Annotated in this window: 10 protein-coding genes, 1 rRNA gene and 1 pseudogene; 5 read left to right on the plus strand and 7 right to left on the minus strand. The window is 43.1% G+C overall.

Features of this window, described 5'->3' with window-relative positions:
* The 5 genes from C400_RS0123290 to C400_RS0123315 form a co-directional block, all read right to left on the minus strand.
* Window positions 1–109: ribosomal RNA gene (locus C400_RS0123290) — 16S ribosomal RNA — on the minus strand; the annotation flags it as partial.
* Window positions 110–608: 499 nt separating this feature from the next.
* Complete coding sequence (locus C400_RS0123295) at window positions 609–1,979, minus strand: NCS2 family permease (RefSeq protein WP_017428413.1); 1,371 nt, start codon at window positions 1,977–1,979, stop codon at window positions 609–611.
* 220 nt (window positions 1,980–2,199) lie between these two features.
* Window positions 2,200–2,589 (minus strand): hypothetical protein, encoded by a 390-nt coding sequence (locus C400_RS0123300; RefSeq protein ID WP_017428414.1) that lies wholly within the window; start codon window positions 2,587–2,589, stop codon window positions 2,200–2,202.
* A gap of 37 nt (window positions 2,590–2,626) precedes the next feature.
* Window positions 2,627–3,100 (minus strand): MarR family winged helix-turn-helix transcriptional regulator, encoded by a 474-nt coding sequence (locus C400_RS0123305; RefSeq protein WP_026065503.1) that lies wholly within the window; start codon window positions 3,098–3,100, stop codon window positions 2,627–2,629.
* 187 nt (window positions 3,101–3,287) lie between these two features.
* A complete protein-coding gene (locus tag C400_RS0123315; protein ID WP_017428417.1) occupies window positions 3,288–4,133 on the minus strand; it encodes a LysR family transcriptional regulator in 846 nt (281 codons plus the stop codon).
* Between the two features lie 129 nt (window positions 4,134–4,262).
* On the opposite strand from C400_RS0123315, the gene C400_RS0123320 reads away from it, so the two are divergent.
* Window positions 4,263–5,393 (plus strand): Gfo/Idh/MocA family protein, encoded by a 1,131-nt coding sequence (locus tag C400_RS0123320; protein ID WP_017428418.1) that lies wholly within the window; start codon window positions 4,263–4,265, stop codon window positions 5,391–5,393.
* Between the two features lie 98 nt (window positions 5,394–5,491).
* Here the strand turns inward: C400_RS0123320 and C400_RS0123325 are convergent, their stop codons facing one another.
* Window positions 5,492–6,109 carry a Type 1 glutamine amidotransferase-like domain-containing protein gene (locus tag C400_RS0123325; RefSeq protein WP_017428419.1) on the minus strand — a complete coding sequence of 206 codons (618 nt, stop codon included), beginning with the start codon at window positions 6,107–6,109 and terminating at the stop codon, window positions 5,492–5,494.
* Between the two features lie 468 nt (window positions 6,110–6,577).
* On the minus strand, window positions 6,578–8,116 hold the full coding sequence (gene guaA, locus C400_RS0123330; RefSeq protein ID WP_017428420.1) for a glutamine-hydrolyzing GMP synthase: 1,539 nt from the start codon (window positions 8,114–8,116) through the stop codon (window positions 6,578–6,580).
* 145 nt (window positions 8,117–8,261) lie between these two features.
* On the opposite strand from guaA, the gene C400_RS0123335 reads away from it, so the two are divergent.
* The 4 genes and pseudogenes from C400_RS0123335 to C400_RS0123350 all read left to right on the plus strand — a co-directional run bounded on the left by C400_RS0123335 (window position 8,262) and on the right by C400_RS0123350 (window position 13,296).
* Window positions 8,262–8,918: a DedA family protein gene (locus C400_RS0123335; protein WP_017428421.1), complete on the plus strand. Its 657-nt coding sequence runs from the start codon at window positions 8,262–8,264 to the stop codon at window positions 8,916–8,918.
* 515 nt (window positions 8,919–9,433) lie between these two features.
* Window positions 9,434–10,975, plus strand: coding sequence for a spore germination protein (locus C400_RS0123340; protein WP_017428422.1), 1,542 nt, complete (start codon window positions 9,434–9,436; stop codon window positions 10,973–10,975).
* Window positions 10,972–12,181, plus strand: a pseudogene (locus tag C400_RS0123345) (Ger(x)C family spore germination protein). The gene C400_RS0123340 and the pseudogene C400_RS0123345 overlap by 4 nt, the downstream one beginning before the upstream one ends.
* A 5-nt stretch (window positions 12,182–12,186) precedes the next feature.
* Window positions 12,187–13,296 carry a GerAB/ArcD/ProY family transporter gene (locus tag C400_RS0123350; protein WP_016819307.1) on the plus strand — a complete coding sequence of 370 codons (1,110 nt, stop codon included), beginning with the start codon at window positions 12,187–12,189 and terminating at the stop codon, window positions 13,294–13,296.
* Window positions 13,297–13,302 lie beyond the last annotated feature (6 nt).

A 13,302-nucleotide genomic window follows, 5' to 3' on the forward strand; every position in this document is an offset into this window, starting at 1 on the left:
TCCGCCGCTAGGTTAATTAGAAGCAAGCTTCTAACTAACCCCGCTCGACTTGCATGTATTAGGCACGCCGCCAGCGTTCGTCCTGAGCCAGGATCAAACTCTCCATTAAAGACGTTACAAAGTAACGTCAACCTGTTTCATCTTCATCCACTCCAAGGAGAAGAACCGAAGATGAAACAATATAGAAAGAGCGATTAGCTCATTTTGAAACTGACGAGATAAAATATCTCTTGTTTGATTTTGCGAACAAAATCAGTTTACTCACTCGTTGTTCAGTTTTCAAAGATCAAACTTTATTTCGAATCAGCTTGTCGCTTCATCAACTCTTATATCCTACCACATCCCAACCAACTTTGCAAGTTTTTTTTTCAAAAGTCTCTTTTGAAACATTCGCTCACAACCTTGTGTTTCTTGGCCGGAATTAGAATATACCATATGTAATTTTAGTTTGCAAGTATTATGTATATAAATTTTCACAACACATATTTATTAATCGTTTTCTTTCATATATTAACTCTTTTGTTTTTACTCGTGCTTAACTATAAAAAAAAGAACCTCCTCCCTTTTAAACCAACAGGAAAGAGGTTCTGTATTTTATATCTACTGAATTATTCGGAGCCCATAAAGGCAAAGCGGATTACTACAATTATAGCAAGCACCCACATAAGCCAGTGAATTTTAACTTTATTGCTGGTAAACAGATTACTGAACACAGCCAGCACAACGTAAGACAGAATACCAGCAGAAATACCATTCGCAATTCCACCTGTAAAAGGCATCAAAACAATAGTCAGAAACGCTGGGAATGCCAACAGGAAGTTATCCCAGTCAATATTACGAACCTGACTCATCATCAACACCCCAACGATAATCAGAGCCGGAGCAGTAGCCGCAGAGGGCACAACCAGTGCCAGCGGCGCAATAAAGAGGGCCAACAAGAACAGAACGCCTGTCGTTACAGCAGTGAGACCTGTACGACCACCTTCTTCTACCCCTGCGGAGCTTTCTACAAATGCTGTAATTGTACTTGTACCCAATACCGCACCAGTACTTACGCCAACAGCATCTACCAGCATCGCTTTACCGATAATTTTCTCGCCTTTTTTCTTATCTTTCATTATGCCTGCGCGTGTAGCTGTACCTACCAACGTACCGAACGTATCAAACAACTCTACAAATGTGAAGATGAAAATAATATCAAACAAACCAATATGCAAAGCTGCCTTCAGGTCTAGCTGACCTACTGCCAAATTGCCGAAATTTGGAATCCAGTGGCCTGTTGTCAAGCTACTCAGATTCGTTACACCCATCGGAATACCGATTAATGTAGTAGCTACGATTCCAATCAGCAATGCGCCTTTGACCCGAACGACCATCAACGCTGCGATAATGAGCAACCCGATTAGCGCCAGCAGCGCATCCTTTTGATGTACCAGACTACCCAGAACCAAATTAAAAGCATGACCCGGAACCGGTTGACCAACATCTGTCCCTGGAACAATACTCACCATAACCAGATTACAAAGCTTGAAGCCAACAATTGTGATAAACAAGCCGATACCAACTGTAATAGCGGTTTTTAAATTTTCCGGAACTGCAACAAGCAGCATCTGTCTAACCCGGGTAACAGTTAAAATCAGAAAGACGATACCGGATATAAATACAGCGCCAAGTGCCGCTTGCCAAGTAATCATCCCATTAGAACTCAAGACTACAGTCATAAAATAAGCATTCAAGCCCATCCCTGGTGCCATACCGATCGGCACATTTACAAACAAGCCCATCAGAATGGTTACTAAACCTGCACCTACTGCTGTCGCAAAGAAAACAGCTTCACTAGGCATCCCCGCTCCAGTTGGTCCCAAAAAGGTATTGTTGACCACCAGGATATAAGCCATGGTCATAAAAGTAGTGATCCCCGCAATAATCTCGGTGCGGACGTTCGTGCCATGTTCCTTTAATTTAAAGAAACGCTCCATGAGTCGTAATTCCTCCTACGCAAAGCATACTCGTATTGTTGTCGTTCAATTGCTGTAATATTCGCCTTCATATACGCTATATTACATCCGTTATTTTAGGCTCTCGCCTACGGCTTGTCAACAGAAAAAACGAATGTTACAAATTGAACACATATGTATTGTTCGGAAAATAGATAACCCGCAAGCTATTATACAGCTGGCGGGTTATTATTTAGGATAATCAGATATTTTTATACTTATCAAAAGCATCCGCTGTATCTGGTATATTTTCCAGATAAACGATCTTCCCTTCTGTATCCAGTCCGGCTTTGTCCACTCCAGTAAGTGTATAAACTTCGCCTGTTACTTTTTTACCGCACACTGCCCATTTAGTTTGATAGGTATCAGCTTCTTCGGAAACAAGCTTCCACCCCTCATACATATGCTTGATTTCGAGCGTCCCCTCGAAGAACATGTTCAAAAAGCTTTTCCAACTGTTCATGCCTTGTTTTCGATTACCATTCAATACAAACTCAATCTTCTCGGAAAAAAGGCTGATTAATCGTTCTCTGCTCGACTCATCATCTTTTGCTAAATCATAGTAGTGAAAATAGTCTTCTAAAATCTTCATCGAGTGGCCTCCAAAATCATTTTGTCCTCGCATATTTTTACATATTCTTCACATTGCTAGACATACGCTGTAGTGCATCTGTTAAAGCCACAATTTCCTCGTCTTGAAAATTGTAGAGAAGTTGTTCCTGAAAGGCTTGTCTTTGCTCTGTCAAAACTTGCAGCTCTTGAATCCCTAATTCGGTTAAACGTATATAAGTTACACGCTTATCCTGCTCTTTTTTACTGCGTAAAATCAGACCTTCCTCTTCCAGCCTTTTCAGATGCCGGGTCACTGCTGCACCATCCAGAACGAGCAGATGTTGAAGCTCCAGCTGACTTAATTCCTGACGATGGTCAATATGATACAAAATTTCGACCTTGGTAAAGCTGGTTTTTAACTGTGCTTCAAAAGCGTTATTCATTTCTTTACACAAAAGATGCATGCGATAAAATAACTGGCTTTTTTCAGAGCAATGTTCGATGACTATCTCTCCTCCTTCTGATACTTGACCCATCAATTGATACATCAAGTATTATACACCCTCACTATAAATAAACAAGCCATGAGACAAGTCTACATATCACAAAAAAAGTTGGGGCTATGGCTTTTCTCCATCACGCAAGTCATATCCAAACGTAATGCTATCGCCCAGAAATACAGCATGGCTACCTTGGTATTTGCCTTGATTAATTGGCATTCGATGTCTCTCCTATCTATTAGATCGTATTGTTGATTTCGATAAATTTATGTTCGATTGATGTCATTTTGTGATTGGGACGGGATATTAAATATGTATCCATGTAGCCAAAAACCGGAGGAACGAGTAGATAGGATGCTACTTTAAATTGCCGGGCCAGCTTTTTGGACATAAGGGTAATTCCCATTCCCATTAGAGCGAATTCCACCATCGTATCAAATATTCCAACCTCGACAACCTCACCATGGGTCAATTGCATGTCCTGATACATCTTCTCTAAATGCGTGAGGTATAGGCAGCTATCCGACAATATGATAATAGAAGCTCCTTGTAGTACTTGCTGGAGATCCGAACCTTCGTGTATACCTTTCCCCACCAGCACCAGCTCTTCACGGCATATTTTTTGATAATGAATATATGGGTTGGTAGGATATCCTGTAACAAAAGCAATATCAAGCTCTCCGTCGAGGATGAATTGTTCCATTTCCGTGGTGGTTCCCGTTTTTAATGTCACCGAAACCTGCGGATACATCTCATATACCTTCGTTAGCGCCCTTGTTGTTTCGCCTGCTACAATGGACTGCATCGTGCCGACGCGCAGTTTTTCCTCCTGGGGTCTCATTTTCATCTCCGTGTCTTGCCATAGCAGCAAAATTTGCTTGTACTGAGCGTATAAAATTTCGCCTGCGGGTGTCAGTTCCATACCACGAGGCTTTCTGTAAAATAACGCTGTGCCATAATAGGTCTCCAGCTTCTTTATTTTTGCCGTCATATTCGATTGCAGATGATTCAGCTTCTGGGCAGCTTCTGTTAGACTTCTAAGCTCTGCCACCGAAACGAATGCCTGCATATTTTGAATATCCACCGCTTTACCTCCCATCAAATAAAATGATATCTACATCATTAACAAGCATTATTCTTTATGAGTTAAGTGTATTATATTGGGCTTGAGCGTTATTTTCTACTCACATTTTAAAATTAGGAGGGATGGCACATGGTTAAACAGAAGATTCGTGCAGGTATCATAGGAGGTTCGATGAATAACAAATGGGCCAGCCAAACGCATATTCCTGCTTTGCTCAAGCACCCGAGCTTGGATATCACGGCCATCGGCACTTCCCGTATGGAGAGTGCACGAAAAAGTGCAGAGGACGTAGGGGCAACATTAGCTTTTGACGATGCCAAAAAGCTCGCAGCTTCCGAGGATGTGGACATGGTCGTGGTGAGCGTAAAAGTTCCCCATCATTATGAGGCGGTGATGGCGGCTATTCAAGAGGGAAAGCATATTTTTTGTGAGTGGCCTCTGGGGGCCAACACTGCGGAAGCTACTGAAATGGCTAAGGCGGCGGAAATGGCGGGCATCCATCATACCGTCGGCTTGCAGGCACGTCAGGATTTTGAGGTGCAAATGATGAAAAAGCTGGTGGAAGACGGGACAATTGGTGAAATAGTATCCTGTCATATGCAAGTAGCTACTCCCGGCAAAGGAGGACGAACAAATCAGGATACGTCTTATCTGCTGAATAGAGCCAGTGGTGCCAACCTACTGACCATTAACGGAGGGCATTCCTTGGATGCGCTACAATACATCGTTGGCGAATTCCGTGAGCTATCGGCCATCACATCCTCCCGTTATAATGAAGCCACTATTCATGAAACGGGCGAAGTCATTTCCAAGGATACTGCCGATCAAATTCTGATTCACGGACTAATGGAAAATGGAGCACCGACATCCGTTCACATTCAAGGTGGAGTGAATTCTAAGTTTGAGCTAGAGATTCAGGGGAAAAAGGGCATTTTGCGTTTGTCACAGAATCCTTCGCTTGGACATATTCAATTTGGGAATCTGACGCTTGAAAAACTGATATATGATCCAAGTAATGAGCAGAGTCATGCGCCTAACGGTGTTTTTGAAACAATCAGTATAGCTCATGAACCTGATAATACCCTGGATTTCCCAAAAGAAGGGGTAACCCTGAATGTAGCCAAAGCTCATCATGTATTTGCCAGGGATATTTTGACGGACACCCGTCTCGCCCCCGATTTCAACCATGCCTTAAAACTACATCAGTTACTGGACCGCATCGAGGAATCGGCTGCAACCGGGAAAAAGATCGTATGGTAAGTTAGAATTAAAAAAAAGAACCTTCAATACCAAGATAGATGTGGATTGAAGGTTCTTTAAAATATTTATCAGTTGAAATTCTCCTTTATTTAAGGAAGTCATGCATTCTCGACTTTTATACTATCACCTTCAACCAAAATAACCTCTTCGTTGCTGATTGGATATAAATTTAATTGGCTGCCATATTTCTCAATGATGTTCTCCACCGCTTTTTTAAACGGGATGTTCGTATGGTGAGGGACTGGATAGAATTCAATTGCCCTGAGTGCAGCAAAGGAATCCAAAGCAGGCGCCTCCTGCACATTGTCCATAAGTCGGGCATATTCAATATTAGGTGATAAAATCATCGAACCTGCCGATTCGCCTATATACAACTTCCCTGCATTAACTTCCTCAGCAATGATTTTGTCAGCTCCAGTTCTTCTTAACTCTTGAAGTAAATAAAATGTGTTGCCTCCGGTCATATAAATATAGTCATTTCCTCTAATTTTACTCTCTATTTCATTCCATGTTGCTGTGCTGATTTCGATTTCATCCACGATTAATCCTAAATTCTCTAATGCTTTTTTCCCTGTATTCACATAAAACTTAACTTTCTCTGGAATACTTGCGGTTGGGATGAAAGTGACTTTTTTTCCTTCCAAGTTTTCATCGGCAAAATGAACTAAGCATGGTGCAACATCCTTAAATGAGGACGACAAAAATAATTTTCTCATCTCTTTATTCTCCTTAGTAGCGTTTAATGAACCGGGATATGTAACACTTTAATCTAGATAAATTATAAAATATATTGGTATCAAAACATGACACCATTAAAGGATGACATGAAAATAAACGTTTAATTCCATACTTGATTTAAGCTATTTATAGCTTGAAGCTAATAAACTCATATAAAAAAAGGAGACATTACCATTGCATAATATCTCCTTTTTTTCAACTTCATATTCTGTTTTGTAATAACAAATGACTTTATATCTCCGTCGCATGAGGCCATGCTGTTCGCCTTTAGCTAAACCTCGTCGATTGAGGTTGCCGTGCAGTAAACTTTCCCGAGCAAAGTTTCGACCTTGCCCCCGTAAAAAAAGACTCCCACCGCATAGCGATATTTCGCCGATGCAGAGGAGCCTGATGTTGTATTGGTAAATCTCAAAGGGTTCGTGGTTAAGATGCGGGAGTCTCCACGCTTATTCCCATTCGATTGTTGCTGGTGGTTTGGAAGTTACGTCGTACACGATACGATTGACGTTGTCCACTTCGTTGACAATACGAACGGAGATTTTCTCCAACACGTCCCAAGGGATACGCGCCCAGTCGGCGGTCATACCGTCGATCGACGTTACTGCGCGAATACCTACGGTGTAGGAATACGTACGGGCATCGCCCATAACGCCAACACTCTTCATATTCGGCAGAGCGGTGAAGTATTGCCAAATCTCCCGATCCAGACCCGCTTTGGCAATCTCCTCGCGCAAAATAAAGTCAGAATCACGGACAATCTTGAGCTTGTCCTCTGTCACTTCGCCCAATACACGGATGGCAAGACCCGGACCTGGGAATGGCTGACGCCATACAATTTCGGCCGGAAGTCCACATTCTTCGCCGACTTTACGCACTTCATCCTTGAACAAAGCATTCAGTGGCTCGATCAGTTTGAACTTCATGTCTTCCGGTAAACCGCCCACGTTATGGTGCGACTTGATAGTTTGTGCCGTTGCTGTTCCGCTCTCTACAATATCTGTGTACAACGTGCCTTGTGCCAGGAAGTCAAAATCATCGAATTTAGCGGATTCTTCTTCAAAGACGTAAATAAACTCGTTACCGATGATTTTACGTTTTTGTTCTGGATCATCCACTCCTGCCAGTTTGGACAGGAAACGCTCACGTGCATCAATTTTGACAACTTTCATATCAAATTTACCAACGAACGTCTCCATTACACTTTCGGCTTCACCTTTGCGCAACAGTCCGTGATCAATGAACATACATGTCAGTTGGTCGCCGATCGCTCTGTGAATAAGCATGGCTACAACGGAAGAATCCACGCCGCCACTTAAAGCGCACAGTACTTTCTTGTCGCCTACTTGTTGGCGGATTTCACGGATTTGCTCTTCAATGAACGATTCCATGGTCCAGTTGCCTTCACAACCACACACTTCATACAGGAAGTTGCTAATCATCTCATTACCTTGAACAGAATGACGCACCTCTGGATGGAATTGTACCGCATACAGATTCCGCTCCAGGTTACTCATCGCAGCAATCGGAGCACTCTCTGTTCCCGCATCCAGTGTAAAGCCAGTTGGCAGATCTGTAACGTGATCGCCATGGCTCATCCATACCGTTTGACGAGAGTCCAGCCCTTTAGTCAAACGGGCATCCTCATTGAATTGCACGTCTGCTTTGCCATATTCACGCTTGCCCGCACGTTCTACTTTACCGTCCAGTTGGTGGGCCATCAGCTGCATGCCATAACAAATACCAAAGATAGGGATGCCAAGATCATAAATTGCCCGATCCACCTGAGGAGCATTGTCTGTGTATACGCTGGAAGGTCCGCCTGAGAAAACAATTCCTTTCGGCGCCAGCTCTCTCAGCTTCTCCGCAGGCGTATTGTATGGAAGGAGCTCGCTATATACGCCGAGATCCCGAATTCTTCTTGCAATTAACTGGTTGTATTGTCCTCCAAAATCGAGAACTACAACGATTTCATTAGGCTTATTCATTACCGTGCCTCCCTCAATTGTTCGTTTCATTATACGCAACGATAAAACAACACGTCAAGAAATCAACCATAGTTGAGTGGTCATGAAAAGATTGATAAAATAAATTGATTCTAAATTACTTAATCTGCCCGTAGGAGTGTACACGATGGATGTGCTGAAATGGATTGCGCAATTGTTCGAAGAATATGGATACGGCGTCCTTTTTTTCGGCTTGCTGCTGGAGTTTATTGCCTTGCCTTTTCCCGGGGAAACCACGATGGCTTATGCGGGATATCTCTCCTATGCCGGTACTCTGGATTTCAGCAAGCTGGTGCTGCTAGCTTTTTTGGGCACAACCATCGGTATGACCATTACCTACTTTATTGGAAAATGGGCTGGACTTCCCTTTATTCAGAAATACGGCAAATGGGTTTTGTTATCGCCGGACAAGCTACAGAAAACACAAAAATGGTTTCAACATTATGGATACTGGCTTATTTTCCTTGGATATTTCATCCCAGGTGTCAGGCATTTTACCGGCTATTTTGCTGGAATTATAGCTCTTTCTTTCCGTAAATTTGTCCTGTATGCTTACAGCGGTGCTTTATTCTGGGTCGTCCTCTTTCTAAGCATCGGCAAGCTGTTTGGCCCGCAATGGGATGCCATTTTCCATTTGGTAGAGCTGTACGCACTACGAATCGCAGCAGCGGTTGGATTCGTAATCCTGCTGTATTTTATATATCGGTGGAGAAGCTTCCTGTTTGGATCGCTATACAAATCCAAAAAATCAGTAAAAACCAGCAGCAAAGATGACACGGAATAGTTAAACTCCTTCAGCCGAGCCCACATTCGCGGCTCATGATTCGAGCTACCCCTGCTCCAAACATAGACATTCCGATCATACCTTGGTTCTACGTCGTCAGCATACCCAACAATGGACCCTGTAAATACAATGGGGTCTCCTGCATTAATAATGTCTCCAAATATGCGGGTAATAAGCAGACCCTCCGCAGATGACAGGACCAAAAAAGGAATCACCCACTAGACAGTAAGACACCTACGCTAAACCCCGAACCCATAAGCCGTTATATTAAAGCCAACAAAGCTATACGGAGAAACGCCCCCCCAATTCCATTAATGTTACCTGCAGCGAATAACTCCCTGTACTGCCAATCTACCATTCTAATCAGTTCTAATACGACAGACTCCATAAATTAAACAAAAATATAATTAACCATTTAGCACTAATCATCAGATTACTTTGCAGCCGTCAAGGCATAAATCCATATATTCAGAGCATACTAAGCCAACAAACTCCAATATCGGAGGATTTTACGTATGCCAAATCAGAATAAAAGTTGTCCACTTACTCATGTATCCTCTAACTTGAAAGATAATGTAAATCATATCGAGAGCTCTTTTGGAAACAGCGGAGATGTAATCATTAAAGAGCTATTATGGATGCAAAAATGGCCAGCAGCTCTGTTTTATATCGATGGTCTGGTCAACACTCAATTACTTCATGATTCCGTCCTGCGTTCATTGATGCGGGTAAACGAACATCATGTACCGGAGGACGTAGAGCCATTTGACTATTTAAAGGATCAGGTTTTAATTGCGGGTCACTCAGGTAGTGTGGATGAAATGGACGCCCTATTCAATCAAATGTTATCCGGCAGTATTATCATTTTGCTGGATGGATACGCAAAGGGCATATGGATTGATGCGGTCGGTTGGGAGGATCGCAATGTCAGCGAGCCCCAATCCCAGACTGTTGTACGGGGTCCAATGGAGGGTTTTACTGAAAATTTGCGTACCAATACAGCTCTAATACGTAGGCGAATCCGTGATCCGCGGCTGTGGATGGAAACAAGACAGATCGGTCAAGTGACTCATACCAATGTGTCCGTGATGTATATCAAAGGAATCGCTGACGAAGGAGTTATTCAGGAACTGAGAGATCGTTTGGACCGAATTGATATTGACGGAATCCTGGAAGGGGGTTACATCGAAGAGGAGATTCAGGATGAGACCTTCACTCCATTCCCAACCATTTATAACAGCGAGCGTCCGGATTCAGTCGCTGCCAGCCTGCTGGAAGGGCGAATTGCTATTTTGGTGGACGGAACACCATTTGTTCTGCTGATACCTGCATTGTTCGTTCAATTTTTCCAGTCGGCAGAGGATTATTACCAGCGTGCTGACATCAGCACTTTGCTGCGTATGCTACGCTTCTTTTCTTTTTTTATCGCTATGCTTGCGCCAGCAGTATATATTGCGGTAACTACCTTTCATCAAGAGATGATTCCTACAAACTTATTGGTCAGTCTCGCTGCACAAAGAGAAGGCGTACCGTTTCCGGCTTTTGTCGAGGCGATGCTCATGGAAATAACTTATGAAATTTTGCGTGAAGCAGGAGTTCGAATTCCCAAGACCGTCGGGCAAGCCGTATCCATTGTAGGTACACTGGTCATTGGACAAGCAGCCGTGGATGCAGGAGTGGTCTCGGCGGCTATGGTCATTATTGTGTCAATCACAGCGATCTCCAGCTATGTTATTCCAGAAAATGGTTTATCGATAGCGGTTCGTATTGTTCGCTTCGCCTTAATGATGCTAGCGGCAGCCTTTGGACTTCTGGGAATATTGATGGGGTTAATCGTACTTTTGTTGCACTTAACCAGTCTGCGATCGTTCGGAGTATCTTATATGAGCCCGTTTGGTCCCTATGTGGAAAGCGATATAAAAGATACGCTGTTTCGCCTACCTTGGCCTCGCATGAAGACACGGCCTCAATCCATCTCTATCCAAAATACAATTCGTCAAAAAACGAAAAAAAGACGGATTGGCAATAAATCGAAAACCAGAAGGGATCAGCCATGAAACAGACCATACATTTGTTCTTCGTCTGGGGACTGATTGCATTACTATTAGGTGGTTGCTGGGATCGTAAAGAATTAAACGAGCTGGGCATCGCTATTGGGATCGGAGTGGACATGGAAGGAGACCAATATCAGGTGACTGCTCAGGTGGTCATTCCTTCTGCTGTAGCCTCCAAATCCTCACCCAGCTCAGGCTCACCAGTTGTTACTTATGAGGCTACTGCGCCCACGATTCAAGAGGCTATTCAAAAAATGACGGATACAAGCCCGCGATCCATCTATTTATCTCATATTCGTATGCTGATTTTAGGTGAAGAGTACGCGAGAAGAGGAATTTCGGATGCGATTGAAGCCTTGATGCGAGAGCCTTTTACCAGAAGCGACTTTTATATTGCGATAGCTAAAAATAATAAGGCCTCTACGATGTTAAAGATCCCCACTCCACTGGAAAAGTTGCCAGCCAATAAAATGTTTGCTTCATTGGATACGTTAACTAAAACATGGGCTCCTGCCACCAAAGTAACCATGGATCAATTGCTGAGCGACTTGGCTAATCCAGACATCCAGTCCACTCTACCCGCATTGGAAGCAGTGGGGGATATAGAATCGTCCAATGAAAAAGGTGTAGATGCCACCAAAAGCATATCTCCTGGAACCATACTAAGGTTCTCTGGCATTGGTGTATTAGAGAAAGACCGCTTGCTGGGCTGGATCAATAATCAAGACAGCAAAGGGTTCAACTACATTCGGAATACAGTGGAGTCAACTACAGGACATGCCGACTGTCAGGGAGGGGGGAACATTGCCTTATTAACCTTAAGCAGTAACACCCAAAAAAAAAGTGCTTATTCGCGATGGAGAGCCTGTTATCTCCATATCCGTTACTAACGACAGCACAGTACGAGAGGTCAACTGTAAGCATATGAAGTTAAGCAGTATGGCTGATATCAAAGAAATTGAGGCCGCAAGCAATGAAAAAATCGTTGAAATTATGAAGCATTCCGTAGAGACTGTTCGACGTGAGTTTAAGTCAGACATATTCGGCTTTGGTCAACTGATCCACCAGTCCAAACCAGAGCTTTGGAAAAGACTAAAAGAAGAAAAAGAAAATCCATTTATGGATTTACAGATTGAATACAAGGCAAAGACTACGATCAAAAAAATTGGTTCCTTGTTTGAATCGTTCCAAAAAGAAATAAAGGAGTGAGCTTGGTGGAGGAGAAAGGGCGTATCAGCATTACAAATATAGCCGTACTCGTATTTTTGAGTATTATTGGAGACTGTGTACTGGTATACCCCTCCCTCATTACTAGCATATCCAAGCAGGATGCCTGGATCAGCTCATTACTTAGCATCCCTGCAGGACTGGCTGTACTACTGTTACTCCTGCGGGTACATCAGCTGTATCCTGATCTCACCTTTGTTCAGCTCTGCCAGCGAATTTTGGGTCCGTGGCTAGGCGCCCTCATCTCCATATGGTATTTGTTCCATTTAATGATGAATTCAGCGATTTATTTAAGAGAAGTCGGAGATTTTATGAACAGTCAGACCTATGTGATGACGCCTCTTCCCGTGATCAATTTACTCTTCATCCTTGTGCTGATGTGGGGGATGTATATGGGATTGGAACCCATTGCGCGTACGGCTCAAATCTTATTTCCATTATGCTTGGCTTTTGCTTTGTTTTTAATCCTATGCTTGCTTCCCCAATGTGACAGTCAGCAGCTTAAGCCCATTATGGAGCAAGGTATTCCTAAAATTATGGAGGGCAGCCTATTTGCGCTCTCCTACCCATTCGGTGAACTAGCTTTTTTACTCATGATTTTTCCCTATGTGAGCAAAAAACCGGGTCTAAAAAAATCCGTTTTACTTTCCGGACTTGCTGCCAGTATTCTGTTAAGCGTACTACTCCTAGTTTCTCTCCTGGTGCTGGGCCCTTTTGTAACCGAACATAGCGTGTACACCTCTTATACGCTATCTAAAAAGATCAACATAGGAAATTTCTTGCAGAGAATTGAATCCATGATGAGTACTGCCTGGATTATCACTACCTTTGTTAAAACCATTTTACACTTCTATGCCTTTACCTTAGGAATGACTCAGCTACTGCGATTAAATAATGTTCGGACCTTTCTTGGTCCTAGCTTCATGATCCTGTTTGGTCTGATTATCGTGTCGGCGCCTAATATTACTTACTATCTGGATACGATCGTCCATGCCTGGATTTATTGGGATTTGACGGATTCTGTTGTCCTTCCTTCGCTGCTGCTTATCGTATACAAGTTAAGATCGAAAGGCCGCCACAGCCTGGAACCCAGTTGATCCACA

Origin of the sequence: Paenibacillus sp. ICGEB2008, assembly GCF_000307675.1 — a bacterium.
Taxonomy (GTDB): domain Bacteria; phylum Bacillota; class Bacilli; order Paenibacillales; family Paenibacillaceae; genus Paenibacillus; species Paenibacillus polymyxa.